We start from the raw sequence: 14,421 nt of genomic DNA on the forward strand, positions 1-14,421 counted from the left end.
GCTCAGCGCCGCTGCAGCCGCGGCGTCTTCGCGAACAGCTCGGCGGCCCAGTCCACGAAGGCGCGGACCTTGGCGCTCAGGTGGCGGTTGGGCGGGTAGACCACGTGGATCGGCAGCGGGTCGCGGTGCCAGTCGGACAGCACCTCGATCAGTTCGCCGCTCTCGAGGTGCGGCTCGGCCATGAAGGTGATGCACTGCGAGATGCCGAAGCCGCCGAGCACGGCCGCCATGTGGGCGTTGCTCTCGTTGACCGACACGCGGTAGGGGCCGTTGAGCTCGATGTGCTCGTCGCCCTTCTTGAACTCGTGCGGGTAGACGCGCCGCGTGGTGCCCGAGAAGTAGCTCACCACGTGGTGCCGCTTCTCGATGTCGTTCGGATGCTGCGGCGCACCATAGCGCTTGATGTAGGCCGGCGAGGCCACGGTCACGAAGTGCAGGGTGCCGATGCGCCGCGCCACCAGCGACTGGTCGGCGAGGTCGCCGGCGCGGATCACGCAGTCGACGTTGTCGCTGATCAGGTCCACCGTGCGGTCGCTGACGCCGAGATCGACCTGGATCTCGGGATAGCGGTCGCAGAAGGTGGCCAGGGCCGGCAGGATCACCAGCCGCGCGACCGAGGTGCCGACGTCGATGCGCAGCCGGCCCGTGGGGCTGGACTGCGCATTCGTCATGCTGGCTTCCATGTCGTCGAAGTCGTTGAGCAGCCGCGCCGCCCGCTCGAAGTACGCGGCGCCGTCCGGCGTGACCGTCACCCGGCGGGTGGTACGGTTCAGCAACTTCACGCGCAGCCGCGATTCCAGGGCCTGGATCTGCTTGGTGACGGTGCCCTTGGGGAGGGCGAGCGAGTCCGCCGCGCGGGTGAAGGTGCCGGCTTCCACGACGCGGACGAAGATCCGCATGGCCTGGATCTGATCCATCGAATGCCTGTTCTTGAGGCCCGGCCCTCGCCGGGGGTGCGGATTCTCACACAAGGCCATAACCCTTTGGTGACCCGGTCCGATTGTTCGTAGTTTGGAAACAGAGTAGGGCTTGCATCCCTGTTTAACGCGACAGTCGGCGCCTTATATTTCAACCATCGCCCATTTCCCGAGGTCGTCCCCATGTCACCCCGTCCATCGTCCCGCTCCGCCGAAGCAGTCGCGCTCGCCGCGGTGCAAGGCGCGGAAGCCGATCTGTCGATCGAGCTGCCCGGCCGCGATCCGGTGGGCGCCCGTGTCTACGGCCAGCGCCCCAAGGGAGAAACCGTGCCGCTGGTGCTGCACTTCCATGGCGGCACCTTCATCTGCGGCGGGCTCGACAACGGCCGCAACGTGGCGCGCCTGCTGGCCGGCGCCGGCGCGGTGGTGGTCTCGCTCGACTACCCGCTGGCCCCCGAGTCGCCGTTTCCCGAGCCGATCGAGGTCGGCTACGCGGCGCTCGAATGGCTGTACAAGCAGCGCGTCAAGCTCGGCGGCCGCGGCGCTCAGGTCTACCTGGCCGGCGAGGAAGCCGGCGGCAACCTGGCGGCGGCGGTGGCGCTGATCTCGCGCGACCGCGCCCATCCGCCGCTGGCGGGCCAGATCCTGCTGTCGCCGATGCTCGACCCCTGCGCCGGCACGGCCTCGCTGCGCAAGGCGACCAACGACTCGCCCGAATGCCGCTGGGCCACGGGCTGGGAGAAGTACCTGAGCTGCCCGTCGAACGCCACGCACCCCTATGCGGTGCCCAGCGGTTCGCTGCGCCTCTCGGCCCTGGCCCCGGCGCTGGTGCTGGTGGGCGAGGACGACGCGATGCGCGACGAGGCGCTGACCTTCGCGGGCCGGCTGCGTTCGGCCGGCATCGAGGTCACGAGCGCGGTGCTGAGCAACGCGGCCGAATGGCCCAAGGCGCTCTACGACGCCGAGTGCATGGGCTGCAAGGTCTGCGAAGCGACCGTGCAGCAGCACTTCCGCGAATTCTTTGCGGCGACCACACCGCCCCAAGGGGCGACACCGAAGCCCAGTTAGCCAGCGACGTCAGCCAGATAGCCAGCCGCTAGCGCGGTGAGGTCGGTCGCCAACGAGGCGACGGCCCCGCCGATACGGCCGAGCCACCGGGGGCACCCGGTGCGGCCGGCCTTTTTCCGAAATCTCCGTTTTTCTTGGTGCGAGGGCGCCAGGACGGACTGTTGCATCCCGAAAAGTCATCCGAGTCATTTGAGTCATCTGAGAGAAGGACGAATCACCATGTCGAACAACAAGCCAACGTTTTCCTCCGCGGCCCGCAAGGGCCTGTGGCCCGCCGTGACCGGCGTCACCGCCTTGCTGGCGGTGGCCGCCGCGGTGCTGGGCATGCACAGCTTCAAGGCCGAGGCCAACGCCCCGGCCGCGGGCGCGCCGCAAGCCATCCCGGTCTCGGTCGCGGCGGTGGCGCCGAGCGAGATCAACGCCTGGGACGAGTTCTCGGGCCGCCTGGAAGCAGTCGAACGCGTCGACGTGCGCTCCCGCGTCGCGGGTGCCGTGCAGTCGCTGCACTTCCGCGAAGGCGCGCTGGTCAAGCAGGGCGACCTGCTGGTGACCATCGACCCCGCGCCGTATGCCGCCGAGGTCGAGCGCGCCGAGGCGCAGGTGGCGTCGGCGCAGGCCCGCCAGTCCTTCAGCCGCAGCGAGCAGGAGCGCGCCAAGCGCCTGTGGGACGAGCAGGCCATCGCCCAGCGCGAGTACGACGAGCGCGTGAACGCCGGCCGCGAAGCCGAAGCCAACCTGCGCGCGGCCCAGGCCTCGCTGCAGTCGGCGCGCCTGAACCTGGGCTACACCCAGGTGCGGGCACCGGTCTCGGGCCGCATCGGCAAGATCGAGGTCACGGTGGGCAACCTGGTGGCGGCCGGTCCCGGCGCCCCGGTGCTGACCACGCTGGTCTCGGTGAGCCCGATCTACGCGAGCTTCGATGCCGACGAGCAGGTGATCACGCGGGCCCTGAAGGACCTGCCTAGCGGCTCCAGCGCCCGCGGCCAGATCGAAACGATCCCGGTGCAGATGGGCACGGCCGGCCTGGAGGGCACGCCCTTCGTCGGCAAGCTGCAGCTGATCGACAACCAGGTCGACGCCCGCAGCGGCACGGTGCGCGTGCGCGCCTCCTTCGACAACAAGGACGGCGCCCTGATCCCCGGCCAGTTCGCCCGCATCCGCATGGGCCAGGCCCGCAACGACACCGCGCTGCTGGTCAGCGAACGCGCCATCGGCACCGACCAGAACAAGAAGTTCGTGATGGTCGTGGGCGAGGACAACAAGGCGGTCTACCGCGAAGTCGCGCTCGGCGCCTCGATCAACGGCCTGCGCGTCGTGAGCAAGGGCCTGAAGGCGGGCGACCGCGTGGTGGTCAACGGCCTGCAGCACATCCGCCCGGGTGCGCTGGTGGCGCCGCAGACCGTGACCATGGACGCCAAGGCCGACGGCAAGGCGCAACAACCGACGGAACAAGTGGCGCAGGCCGCGAAGTCCTGAACGACACCGGGCCCCGCGCGCCAGCCTGAGCACAGGCCGGCGCGCCGGAAAACCCGGGACACCGACAACGGCGACAGCGGCACCGGCCGGCTCGCCAGCGTTACTCGAAGTTCCTTGATGGGAGCCACCTGGATGCCGCTCGTCTTTTTCGAAGCGGCGTGGATCGCGCTGTCCGCGCGATGGAGCCAACGAAATGAATCTCTCTAAATTCTTCATCGACCGGCCGATCTTTGCCGGCGTGCTGTCGCTCTTGATGCTGATAGCCGGCCTGATCGCGTTGCGCGGTCTGCCGATCTCCGAGTACCCGGAAGTCGCGCCGCCTTCGGTGGTGGTGCGCGCCCAGTACCCGGGTGCCAATCCGAAGGTGATCGCCGAGACCGTGGCGACCCCGCTGGAGGAGCAGATCAACGGCGTCGAGGGCATGCTCTACATGGGCAGCCAGGCGACCACCGACGGCGTGCTGACACTCACCGTCACGTTCCGCCTCGGCACCGATCCCGACAAGGCACAGCAGCTCGTGCAGAACCGCGTCTCGCAAGCCGAGCCGCGCCTGCCCGAGGAAGTGCGCCGGCTCGGCATCACCACGGTGAAGAGCGCGCCCGACCTCACGATGGTGGTCCACCTCGTGTCGCCCAACGGCCGCTACGACATCAACTACCTGCGCAACTACGCGGTGCTGAACGTGAAGGACCCGCTGGCGCGCATCGAAGGCGTGGGCCAGGTCCAGATCTTCGGCGGCGGCGACTACTCGATGCGCGTCTGGCTCGACCCGCAGAAGGTGGCGCAGCGCGGCCTCTCGGCCTCCGACGTGGTGGCCGCGATCCGCGGCCAGAACGTGCAGGCCGCGGCCGGCGTGGTCGGCGCTTCGCCCGGCCTGTCGGGCGTGGACATGCAGCTCTCGATCAATGCGCAAGGGCGCCTGCAGAGCGAGGAAGAGTTCGGCGACATCATCGTCAAGAGCGGCACCGACGGCGCCGTGACCCGGCTGCGCGACATCGGCCGCCTCGAGATGGGCGCCGCCGACTACTCGCTGCGCTCGCTGCTGAACAACGATCCGGCCGTCGGCATGGGCGTGTTCCAGGCACCCGGCTCGAATGCGCTCGACATCTCGTCGAACGTGCGCAAGACGATGACCGAGCTCAACAAGAACATGCCGGAAGGCCTGGAATACCGCATCGCCTACGACCCGACGCAGTTCGTGCGCGCGTCCATCGAATCGGTGATCCACACGCTGCTCGAAGCCATCATGCTGGTGGTGCTGGTCGTGATCCTGTTCCTGCAGACCTGGCGCGCGTCGATCATTCCGCTGCTGGCCGTGCCGGTGTCGGTGATCGGTACCTTCGCGGTGCTGCACGTGCTGGGCTTCTCGATCAACGCGCTGAGCCTGTTCGGGCTGGTGCTGGCGATCGGCATCGTGGTGGACGATGCGATCGTGGTGGTGGAGAACGTCGAGCGCAACATCGAGGCGGGATTGACGCCGCGTGAAGCGACCTACCGCGCGATGCGCGAAGTGTCCGGGCCCATCATCGCGATCGCGCTGGTGCTGGTGGCCGTGTTCGTGCCGCTGGCCTTCATCAGCGGCCTCACGGGCCAGTTCTACCGCCAGTTCGCGGTGACCATCGCGATCTCGACCGTGATCTCGGCGATCAACTCGCTGACCCTGTCGCCCGCGCTCGCCGCCTTGCTGCTGCGCGGCCATGACCAGCCCAAGGACGCGCTGACGCGCGGCATGGACAAGGCCTTCGGCTGGCTGTTCCGCGGCTTCAACAAGTTCTTCCATCGCGGCTCCGAGGCCTACAGCGGCGGCGTCAAGCGCGTGATCTCGCGCAAGACGCTGATGCTGGTGATCTACCTCGCGCTGGTCGGCGTGACCTTCGGCCTGTTCAAGGCCGTGCCCAGCGGCTTCGTGCCGGCGCAGGACAAGCAGTACCTGATCGGCTTCGCGCAGCTGCCCGACGGCGCCACGCTCGACCGCACCGACGAAGTGATCCAGCGCATGGGCGAGATCATGAAGAAGAACCCGAACGTGGAAGACGCCATCGCCTTCCCGGGCCTGTCGATCAACGGCTTCACCAACAGCTCGAACTCGGGCATCGTGTTCGCCACGCTCAAGCCCTTCGACCAGCGCAAGCGCGCCGACCAGAGCGGTGGCGCGGTGGCGGGCCAGCTCAACGGTGCCTTCTCGAGCATCCAGGACGCGTTCATCGTGATGTTCCCGCCGCCGCCGGTGGCGGGCCTGGGCACCACGGGCGGCTTCAAGCTGCAGATCGAGGACCGCGCCTCGGTCGGCTACGACCAGATGGACGTGGCGGTCAAGGCCTTCATGGCCAAGGCCTATGCCGCGCCCGAACTCACGGGCATGTTCACGAGCTGGCAGGTCAACGTGCCGCAGCTGTACGCCGACATCGACCGCACCAAGGCGCGCCAGCTCGGCGTGCCGGTGACGGACATCTTCGACACGATGCAGATCTACCTCGGTAGCCTGTACGCCAACGACTTCAACAAGTTCGGCCGCACGTACTCCGTGCGCGTCCAGGCCGATGCGCCTTACCGCGCCCGTGCCGAGGACGTGGGCCTGCTGAAGGTGCGCTCGACCTCGGGCGAGATGGTGCCGCTGGCCGCGCTGATGAAGGTCAACTCGACCTTCGGTCCGGAGCGCGCCATGCGCTACAACGGCTACCTCGCGGCCGACATCAACGGCGGCCCGGCCCCCGGCTATTCGTCGGGCCAGGCGCAGGACGCGATCACCAAGATCGCGGCCGAGACGCTGCCCAAGGGCGTGAGCTTCGAGTGGACCGAGCTGACCTACCAGGAGATCCTGGCCGGCAACTCCGCCTTCCTGGTGTTCCCGCTGGCGATCCTGCTGGTGTTCCTGGTGCTGGCCGCGCAGTACGAGAGCCTGACCCTGCCGATCGCGATCATCCTGATCGTGCCGATGGGCATCATGGCCGCGATGGCGGGCGTGTGGATCTCGGGGGGTGACAACAACGTCTTCACGCAGATCGGGCTGATCGTGCTGGTGGGGCTCAGTGCGAAGAACGCGATCCTGATCGTGGAGTTCGCCCGCGAGCTCGAGTTCGCCGGACGCACGCCGATCCAGGCCGCGATCGAAGCCAGCCGGCTGCGCCTGCGCCCGATCCTGATGACCTCGCTGGCCTTCGTCATGGGCGTGCTGCCCCTGGTGCTGTCGACCGGCGCGGGCTCGGAGATGCGCAAGGCGATGGGCGTGGCGGTGTTCGCCGGGATGATCGGCGTGACGGCCTTCGGCCTGTTCCTGACGCCGGTGTTCTACGTGCTGATGCGCCGCATCGCGGGCAACCGGCCGCTGAAGCTGCACGGCGAGGTGCCGCATGGCGAGGACTTCGTGTCGGCCGACCATCCGGCCTCGGGCGGCTCGCACGGCGGATCGGGCGGTGGCCACGGTGGCGGCCTGCATCCGGTGCCGGCCTCGCCGCGGACCTCGCATGAATGACGAACGAACCACAGAACAAGAAGGAAGCTCGATCATGAACTTCAAGCTCTCATCCCTCTCGGCGCCACTGCGCGCGGCCGTGCTGCCCCTGGTGGCGGCCCTGGCCCTGGCCGGCTGCGCGAGCGTGCCCTCGGGCCTGCCCGAGACCCCCTCGGCGGCCCAGTTCAAGGAGCAGGGCGCCACGCCGCCCGCCGGCTGGACCCGCGCCGTGCCCTCCGAGGGCGCCGCGCGCGGCCCCTGGTGGCAGGCCTTCAATGACCCGGTGCTCGACGAGCTGATCGCCAAGGCCGACGTCAACAACAACAACATCCAGGGCGCGGCGGCGCGGCTGGCCGAGGCCCGCGCCATCGCGCGCAGCGTCAACGCCGACCGGCTGCCGCAGGTGGGCCTGAGCGCCGGCGCCAACCGCGGCGCCGGCCTCGACAAGGCCACGGCCAGCACCTCGCCGGCCACCATGACCAATGCCGGCGCCACCTTCTCGTACGAGCTCGACCTGTTCGGCCGTCTCTCGCGCGCCAGCGACGCGGCACGGCTCGACGCGGCCGGCCGCGAGGCGCTGCTGCAGAGCACGCGGCTGGCGGTGCAGGCCGAGGTGGCGCAGACCTACCTCACGCTGCGCGCCCTCGATGCCGAGCGCGTGCTGGTGCGCGAGCAGGTCGAGGCCTACCGCGACACGCTGCGCCTGTCGCAGCGCCGCCAGCAGGCCGGCGACATCGCCGAGCTCGACGTGGCGCGCGTGCAGACCGAGGTCTCGTCGACCGAGTCGGACGCGCTGGCGATCGATCGCCAGCGGGCCCAGGTCGAGCATGCGCTCGCGGTGCTGGTGGGCGATTCGGCCTCGAGCTTCGGCGTGCGGCCGGCCGACTGGACCACCGCGCTGCCCGCGATCCCGCCCGGCGTGCCAGCCACGGTGCTGACGCGCCGGCCCGACGTGTCGGCCGCGCAGAACGCGGTGTTCGCGGCCCAGTCGCGCGTGGGCGTGGCGCAGGCCGCGTGGTTCCCGGACATCTCGCTGACCGGCGCGGCCGGCTATGCCTCGCCCGAGGTCGGCGACCTGTTCAAGTGGTCGGCCCGCTCATGGGGCGTCGGCGCGCTGCTGTCGCTGCCGATCTTCGACGGCGGCCGCCGCGAGGCCGGGTTGCAGAGCGCCAACGCGCAGCTCGACGGCGCGCTGGCCAGCTACCGCAACCAGGTGCTGGTGGCCTTCCAGGAGGTCGAGGACCAGCTGTCGTCGATCCGCATCCTGCAGGAGCAGTCGGGCGTGCAGGCCACGGCCGTGGCCTCGGCCGCGCGCGCGACCAGCCTGTCGGACACGCGCTACCGCAACGGCTACATCAGCCAGCTCGACCTGCTCGACGCGCGCCGCAGCGAGCTGCGCAACCGGCGCCAGGCGCTGCAGGTGAAGTCGGCGCAGTACCAGGCGGCCGTGGGGCTGATCCGCGCGATCGGCGGCGGCTGGGACGTGCCGGGCGCGGTGGCCTCGGGCGACGGCGCCCCGCGAGGCCCGCAAAGCTGAGCGCGCTTCGCGTCGTCCTCACGCGCCCCGCTTCGGCCAGCGGTGGCGCGTGCCGCCCGAACGGCGGTCGGCCTTCTCGGGCACCATGCCCTGGGCGCTGAGCGCGCCACCGCGCTGCTCGAGCCGCTGCAGGCACTGCAGCAGGATCTCGATGTGCGCGGGTTCCATACCGTCGAGCAGGCCGGTGTTGAGGTCGGCGATGCGCGGGAACAGCTCGTCGTAGAGCTGCCGCCCCGCGGGGCTCAGCCGCACGTGCACCTCTCGGCGGTCCTCGGCGTCGCGGCGCCGTTCCACCAACTGCTTCTCGACCAGGCTGCGCAGCCCGCGCGAAGTGCGCACGCGGTCCAGGTTCAATTGCTCCGACAGCGCCGAGGGCGTGATCTCGCCGGTCTGCGCGAGCGTGCCGATCATTCCCCATTCGCGGCGCGTGATGCCGAAGCCGCCTTCGACCAGCCGCGTGGCCATGCCGGCACCGGCACGCGCCGCGCGCGAGAGCCGGTAGAGCAGCAGGTCGTCGAGGGAGCGGGGCGCGAGCAGCGCGGCCGCGTCGGGAAAGGCTTGCAGGGAAGAAGAACTCACGGAGGGCGCGGGATGTGGCGGCGCCGCCGCGGCGCCCGATGATGGATTAGATCAACTATTTGTTACCTGCATATAAACAGCGTAACAAAAGCCGGCCACCAGCCGCCGGCGTGAGGAGATCCCCCGTGCCCTTTTTCCCCTCCCGGCGACGACTCGCCGCCTGCTGCCTCGCGCTCGCGATCGGCGGTGTCCTGGCGCCCGCGCAGGCGCAGAACCTCGAGAGCCCGCTCACGCTGGTCGTCGGCTATGCGCCCGGCGGCAGCACCGACCGCATCGCGCGGCTGATCGCCGAGCGGCTCGGCCCCAAGCTCGGCGTGGCGGTCACGGTCGAGAACCGCGCGGGCGAGGGCGGCCGGCTCGCGGCCAAGCAGCTGCGGCGCGCGCCCGCGACCGAGAACGTGCTGATGCTCGGCAACCCGGCCGTGATGGTGGTGGCGCCGCTGGTGTTCAAGGACGCGGGCTACGACCCCGACAGGGACTTCGTGCCCGTCACGCAGGTCAGCAGCTACGACTTCGCGCTGGCCGTGGGGCAGAAGCTGCAGCTCGACCGCGCCATGTTCCTCGTGGGCCGGCTCTGGGCCCATCCCGAGGAGGCGATCTTCGGCGTGCCGGCCACCGGCAGCCTGCCGCACTTCTTCGGCCTGATGGTGGGCGATGCGCTGAGCGTGCAGCCGCAGATCAAGGGCTATGGCGGCTCGGCGCCGCTGGCCGCCGACCTGACCGGCGGCTCGCTGCCGATCGCCATCGACACGCTGGACTCGCTCTATGCGCAGCACGTGGCCGGCAAGATCCGCATCCTGGCCGTGTCGGGCAAGAAGCGCGCGAGCTTCGCGCCCTCGCTGCCGACCTTCCGCGAGGCCGGCATGAAGATCGATGCCGACGGCTGGAACACCTTCTTCGCGCCGAGCAGCATGCCGCCGGCCAAGGTGCAGCTGCTGGCCGCGAAGATCCGCGAGGTGATGCAGGACCCGGGGCTGCAGAAGGCGGCCGATGCGCTCTACATCACGCCGGTGGTCAGCAGCAATGCCGAGACGGTGCAGATGCTCAAGGCCTACCGACAGCAGTGGGAGCCGGTGGTGCGGCGCTCGGGCTTCGCGCCCTGAGCGCGCGCAGGTTCAGGTTTCGGGATCGGACGTCCGCGCCGCGCTGATCTTCTGCAGCTCCGCCACGCCCATCACCAGCGCATTCGAGTAGCTGGCCTCGGCGCGCGCCGCGCGGCGGTAGACGCGGTAGTCGAGCACGTCGGCCTCGCCGCTGTCCAGCGCCTCGAGCAGGACCCAGTGGAAGCGGTCCGGTTCGGGTTCTTCGACGGTGAGGGCCAGGTCGTTGAGGGCGGGCATGGGGCGGAGTCGCGGGGCGTTGTGACGGAGAAGCCTGGTATACGGAGGATTCGCCGAACCGGATGCAGCGCGTGGGTTCACCGGGCCGGTTGCGTGACGGAAGCCGCATTCCGGCGTTGCGTTTCGGGTACCCGCGCGCGCTCAACGACAATCCCGCCATGAATTTCCAGGCAGCGGCGGCGCCGGCGAGCGCGCGAGAGCACACCGGCGGGGCGCGTTGCGTGATGGTGCTGGGCACGACCAGCGGTGCCGGCAAGAGCTGGATCGCGACCGCGCTGTGCCGCTGGTATGCGCGCCAGGGCTTCAAGGTGGCGCCCTACAAGGCGCAGAACATGAGCAACAACGCGCGCGTGGTCGAGGGCGGCGAGATCGGCAGCGCCCAGTACTTCCAGGCGCTTGCGGCCCGCGCGCGGCCCGAGGTGCGCATGAACCCGCTGCTGCTCAAGCCCGAGCGCGACACCCACAGCCAGGTGGTGCTGATGGGCCAGGTCGACGAGGCCCTGTCGGCGCTGCCGTGGCGCGGCCGCAGCGAGCGCGTGTGGCCGCAGCTCGCGCGTGCGCTCGACGAGCTGCGTGCCGAGAACGACGTGGTCGTGATCGAGGGCGCCGGCTCGCCGGCCGAGATCAACCTGATGGCCAGCGACATCGTCAACCTGCGCATCGCGCGCCATGCCCGGGCGCGCTGCCTGCTGGTCACCGACATCGACCGCGGTGGCGCCTTCGCCCATCTCTACGGCACCTGGGCACTGCTGCCCGAGGCCGACCGCGCGCTGCTCGCGGGCTTCGTGCTCAACAAGTTCAGGGGCGATGCCTCGCTGCTCGCGCCCGCGCCCGAGCAGCTGCGCGCGATGACCGGCGTGCCCGTGGTCGCGACCCTGCCGATGTGGTGGCAGCACGGCCTGCCCGAGGAGGACGGCGTGTTCGACGACCGCAGCCGGTCCTCGGGCGCCGTGACGCGCACCGTGGCCGTGATCGCCTATCCGCGCATCAGCAACCTCGACGAATTCCAGCCGCTGAAGAACGTGCCTGGCGTGCGCCTGGTCTGGGCCCGCGCGCCGGCCGACGTGGCCGGCGCCGACTGGATCGTGCTGCCCGGCTCCAAGCACACCAGCGGCGACCTGGCCTGGCTGCGCGCGCAGGGGCTCGACCGCGCGGTGGCCGAGCATGCGGCGCGCGGCGGCGCGGTGCTCGGCGTCTGCGGCGGGCTGCAGATGCTCGGCGAGGCGCTGGTCGATCCGCACGGCATCGACGGCAATGCGCCCGGGCTGGGCCTGCTGCCGCTGGTGACGGTGTTCGAGCGCGACAAGACCGTGCGCCGCCGCGAGGCCGCCTTCGGCACGCTGGCGGGCGCCTGGGCCGCGCTGTCCGACGTGACCGTGGCCGGCTACGAGATCCACCATGGCCAGACCGCGGCCCATCCGCAGATGGCCGGCGACGGCGGCGCGGTGATGCCCGAGGGGCTGGCCTGGCAGAACGCGCGCGGCAACGTGCTCGGCCTCTATCTGCACGGGCTGTTCGAGGACCCCGCGGCGCTGCAGGCGCTGTTCGGCGTCGCGGCGCCCACGCTCGACGCCACCTTCGACGGCCTGGCCGACTTCATCGACAACCACTTCGACGCCGGCGTGCTCGCCGGCCTGATCGCATGACCCACGACGACCTTCTTCCCGCGGTGCCCGACATCGCCGACGCCGCGCTCGCGGCCCGGCTGCAGGCCGCGCTTGACAACAAGACCAAGCCGCTGGGCGCGCTCGGCCGGCTCGAGGCGCTGGCGCTGCGCCTGGGCACGATCCTCGGCACCGAGTCGCCGGTGCTCGAGGCGCCGCAGATGCTGGTCTGCGCGGCCGACCACGGGCTGGCGGCGCGCGGCGTCTCGGCCTATCCGAGCGACGTGACCTGGCAGATGGTCGAGAACTTCCTGGCCGGCGGCGCCGCCGTCAGCGTGCTCGCGCGCCAGCACGGCCTGGCGCTGACCGTGGCCGACTGCGGCGTGCGGCGCGACTTCCAGCCGCGGCCCGGCCTGGTGCAGCGGCGCATCGCGGCGGGCACCGCCGATGCCTCGGCCGGCCCGGCGATGAGCGCCGCGCAGTGCACGCAGGCCATCGCCAACGGCCGCGAGATCGTGCGCGCGCTGCCGGGCAATGCGCTGCTGCTCGGCGAGATGGGCATCGGCAACAGCTCGGCCGCCGCGCTGCTGCTGGCGCGCCTGGCCGACATCGACATCGACCGCTGCACCGGCGCCGGCACCGGGCTCGACGCCGACGGGCTGGCGCGCAAGCGCGCCGTGCTGCGCGAGGTGCTGGCGCTGCATGCGGATGCCACCGCGCCGCTCGATGCGCTGGCCGCGCTCGGCGGCTTCGAGATCGCGACCCTGGTCGGCGCGGTGCTGCAGGCGGCCGAGGAACGGCGCGTGGTCGTGCTCGACGGCTTCATCGCGAGCGCCGCCGTGCTGGTGGCGCAGGCATTGCGACCGCACGTGGCGCAGCGCTGCGTGGCGGCCCATGTCTCGGCCGAACCGGGCCATGCGCTGCTGCTCGAGCGGCTGCGGCTCGAGCCGCTGCTGAACCTGGGCCTGCGCCTGGGCGAGGGCTCGGGCGGCGCGCTGGCCTGGCCGCTGCTCGAATCGGCCTGCCGCATCGTGCGCGAGATGGCGAGCTTCGAATCGGCCGGCGTCTCGCGCAAGGACGCCTGAGATCGATGAGCGGCCTGCGGCACTTCCTGCTCGCGCTGCAGTTCTTCACCCGCGTGCCGGTCACGGGCCGGCTCGCGGCCTGGGTCGGCTACAGCCCGCAGATGCTGCGCGCGAGCGCGGCGCACCTGCCGGGCATCGGCTGGCTGGCCGGCGGCGTGGCGGCGCTGGTGTTCGTGGGCGTGGCGATGGGGCTGCCGGGCATGGCGGGCGCGTTCGCGGCGGCGGTGCTGAGCACGGTCGCGACCATGATGCTGACCGGCGCCTTCCACGAGGACGGCCTGGCCGACGTGGCCGACGGGCTGGGCGGCTCGGCCGATCGTGCGCGCGCGCTCGAGATCATGAAGGACTCGCGCATCGGTGCCTTCGGCGCGATCGCGCTGGTGCTGGCGCTGGGCCTCAAGTGCGCGCTGATCGCGGTGCTGGCCGGCGGCGGGCTGCACGCGGTGGCCGCGGCCATCGTCGGCGCGCATGTGCTGTCGCGGCTCGCGCCGCTCGCTTTGATCCGCTGGCTGCCCTATGTGGGCGACAGCGGCGCGAGCAAGGCCAAGCCACTGGCCGATGCGATCAGCGGCGGCGCGCTGGCGATCGGCGTGCTGTGGACGCTGCCCGCGCTGGCGTTGCTCGCGCTGTCGCACGGCGCGGCCCATGCGCTGGCGGCGCTGCTCGCGGCGGCGCTGGCGACGCTGTGGATGGCGCGGCTCTTTAGCCGCCGGCTGCAGGGCTTCACGGGCGACGGGCTGGGTGCCACGCAGCAGGTCTGCGAGATCGCGATCTACCTCGCGCTGGCGTGGCGGGCATGAGCATGCGCAGGCTCTGGCTGCTGCGGCATGCGCCGGTGATTGCCGAAGCGGGCCTGTGCTACGGCGCGAGCGACCTCGAGGCCGAGGCCGAGGCCACGCACGCGGCCGCCGAGCGCATCGCTCGAGAGTTGCCGCCGGGGCTCGCCGTGCTGTCGTCGCCGCTGCGGCGCTGCGCCGCGCTGGCCGGCGCGATCGCCGCGCTGCGGCCCGACCTCGCCGTGCAACACGATGCGCGCATCGCCGAGATGGATTTCGGCGCCTGGGAAGGGCAGTCCTGGTCGGCCATCGCGCGCGCCGAGCTCGATGCCTGGACCGCGGACTTCGCCGACACCCGCGCCGGCGCGCATGGCGAGAGCGTGCGTGCCTTCATGGCGCGCGTGGCCGGCGCCTACGACGAGTGGCAGGCCGGGCAGGGCGATGCGCTGTGGGTCGCGCATGCGGGCGTGCTGCGGGCCGTGTCGCTGCTGCACGCGGGCACGCGCTGTCCGCGCGATGCCACCGAGTGGCCGTCGACGCCGCTGCCCTTCGGCGGCTGGCAGGTGGTCGAGCTTCGGCCGGCCTGAT

12 protein-coding genes are annotated in these 14,421 nt (G+C 71.1%); 9 read left to right on the plus strand and 3 right to left on the minus strand.

The genetic code is table 11. The features are described 5' to 3' along the window. Nucleotides 1–2: 2 nt before the first annotated feature. On the minus strand, nucleotides 3–917 hold the full coding sequence (locus tag AC07PU_RS13155) for a LysR family transcriptional regulator (RefSeq protein ID WP_208510854.1): 915 nt from the start codon (nucleotides 915–917) through the stop codon (nucleotides 3–5). Nucleotides 918–1,100: 183 nt separating this feature from the next. Here AC07PU_RS13155 and AC07PU_RS13160 point away from each other — a divergent pair, with 183 nt between their 5' ends. The 4 genes from AC07PU_RS13160 (at nucleotide 1,101) to AC07PU_RS13175 (ending at nucleotide 8,449) form a co-directional block, all read left to right on the plus strand. After that, nucleotides 1,101–1,985, plus strand: a complete 885-nt coding sequence (locus tag AC07PU_RS13160; protein WP_495317981.1) for an alpha/beta hydrolase — start codon at nucleotides 1,101–1,103, stop codon at nucleotides 1,983–1,985. 219 nt (nucleotides 1,986–2,204) lie between these two features. Further along, the gene (locus AC07PU_RS13165) at nucleotides 2,205–3,461 is read left to right on the plus strand and encodes an efflux RND transporter periplasmic adaptor subunit (protein WP_395352172.1); all 1,257 of its coding nucleotides are present in this window, start codon (nucleotides 2,205–2,207) and stop codon (nucleotides 3,459–3,461) included. 193 nt (nucleotides 3,462–3,654) lie between these two features. Continuing rightward, nucleotides 3,655–6,933: an efflux RND transporter permease subunit gene (locus AC07PU_RS13170; RefSeq protein ID WP_495317983.1), complete on the plus strand. Its 3,279-nt coding sequence runs from the start codon at nucleotides 3,655–3,657 to the stop codon at nucleotides 6,931–6,933. Nucleotides 6,934–6,967: 34 nt separating this feature from the next. Then, nucleotides 6,968–8,449 carry an efflux transporter outer membrane subunit gene (locus tag AC07PU_RS13175; protein WP_495317985.1) on the plus strand — a complete coding sequence of 494 codons (1,482 nt, stop codon included), beginning with the start codon at nucleotides 6,968–6,970 and terminating at the stop codon, nucleotides 8,447–8,449. Nucleotides 8,450–8,467: 18 nt separating this feature from the next. Here the strand turns inward: AC07PU_RS13175 and AC07PU_RS13180 are convergent, their stop codons facing one another. After that, complete coding sequence (locus AC07PU_RS13180) at nucleotides 8,468–9,013, minus strand: MarR family winged helix-turn-helix transcriptional regulator (protein ID WP_093342498.1); 546 nt, start codon at nucleotides 9,011–9,013, stop codon at nucleotides 8,468–8,470. Between the two features lie 140 nt (nucleotides 9,014–9,153). On the opposite strand from AC07PU_RS13180, the gene AC07PU_RS13185 reads away from it, so the two are divergent. Beyond that, nucleotides 9,154–10,131, plus strand: coding sequence for a tripartite tricarboxylate transporter substrate-binding protein (locus AC07PU_RS13185; protein ID WP_495317987.1), 978 nt, complete (start codon nucleotides 9,154–9,156; stop codon nucleotides 10,129–10,131). 12 nt (nucleotides 10,132–10,143) lie between these two features. Here AC07PU_RS13185 and AC07PU_RS13190 read toward each other — a convergent pair whose 3' ends face one another. Further along, on the minus strand, nucleotides 10,144–10,368 hold the full coding sequence (locus tag AC07PU_RS13190) for a hypothetical protein (RefSeq protein WP_495317989.1): 225 nt from the start codon (nucleotides 10,366–10,368) through the stop codon (nucleotides 10,144–10,146). Between the two features lie 158 nt (nucleotides 10,369–10,526). Between AC07PU_RS13190 and AC07PU_RS13195 the strand changes: the two genes are divergently transcribed. The 4 genes from AC07PU_RS13195 to AC07PU_RS13210 are packed head-to-tail and all read left to right on the plus strand — an operon-like array spanning nucleotide 10,527 to nucleotide 14,420. Beyond that, nucleotides 10,527–12,014: a cobyric acid synthase gene (locus AC07PU_RS13195; RefSeq protein WP_495317991.1), complete on the plus strand. Its 1,488-nt coding sequence runs from the start codon at nucleotides 10,527–10,529 to the stop codon at nucleotides 12,012–12,014. After that, nucleotides 12,011–13,057 carry a nicotinate-nucleotide--dimethylbenzimidazole phosphoribosyltransferase gene (cobT, locus tag AC07PU_RS13200; RefSeq protein ID WP_495317993.1) on the plus strand — a complete coding sequence of 349 codons (1,047 nt, stop codon included), beginning with the start codon at nucleotides 12,011–12,013 and terminating at the stop codon, nucleotides 13,055–13,057. Before AC07PU_RS13195 ends, cobT begins: the two co-directional genes overlap by 4 nt. A gap of 5 nt (nucleotides 13,058–13,062) precedes the next feature. Next, nucleotides 13,063–13,857: an adenosylcobinamide-GDP ribazoletransferase gene (locus AC07PU_RS13205; RefSeq protein WP_495317995.1), complete on the plus strand. Its 795-nt coding sequence runs from the start codon at nucleotides 13,063–13,065 to the stop codon at nucleotides 13,855–13,857. Continuing rightward, nucleotides 13,854–14,420 (plus strand): histidine phosphatase family protein, encoded by a 567-nt coding sequence (locus tag AC07PU_RS13210; protein ID WP_495317997.1) that lies wholly within the window; start codon nucleotides 13,854–13,856, stop codon nucleotides 14,418–14,420. The genes AC07PU_RS13205 and AC07PU_RS13210 overlap by 4 nt, the downstream gene beginning before the upstream one ends. Nucleotide 14,421: the final 1 nt, after the last annotated feature.

The sequence above is a fragment of the Variovorax sp. GW821-FHT10D07 genome (genome assembly GCF_059415325.1).

Bases quoted from the DNA above. Each gene is read 5' to 3' on its own strand.
- AC07PU_RS13155 (WP_208510854.1), bottom strand. From the start codon at position 917: ATGGATCAGATCCAGGCCATGCGGATCTTCGTCCGCGTCGTGGAAGCC.
- AC07PU_RS13160 (WP_495317981.1), top strand. From the start codon at position 1,101: ATGTCACCCCGTCCATCGTCCCGCTCCGCCGAAGCAGTCGCGCTCGCC.
- AC07PU_RS13165 (WP_395352172.1), top strand. From the start codon at position 2,205: ATGTCGAACAACAAGCCAACGTTTTCCTCCGCGGCCCGCAAGGGCCTG.
- AC07PU_RS13170 (WP_495317983.1), top strand. From the start codon at position 3,655: ATGAATCTCTCTAAATTCTTCATCGACCGGCCGATCTTTGCCGGCGTG.
- AC07PU_RS13175 (WP_495317985.1), top strand. From the start codon at position 6,968: ATGAACTTCAAGCTCTCATCCCTCTCGGCGCCACTGCGCGCGGCCGTG.
- AC07PU_RS13190 (WP_495317989.1), bottom strand. From the start codon at position 10,368: ATGCCCGCCCTCAACGACCTGGCCCTCACCGTCGAAGAACCCGAACCG.
- AC07PU_RS13195 (WP_495317991.1), top strand. From the start codon at position 10,527: ATGAATTTCCAGGCAGCGGCGGCGCCGGCGAGCGCGCGAGAGCACACC.
- cobT (WP_495317993.1), top strand. From the start codon at position 12,011: ATGACCCACGACGACCTTCTTCCCGCGGTGCCCGACATCGCCGACGCC.
- AC07PU_RS13205 (WP_495317995.1), top strand. From the start codon at position 13,063: ATGAGCGGCCTGCGGCACTTCCTGCTCGCGCTGCAGTTCTTCACCCGC.
- AC07PU_RS13210 (WP_495317997.1), top strand. From the start codon at position 13,854: ATGAGCATGCGCAGGCTCTGGCTGCTGCGGCATGCGCCGGTGATTGCC.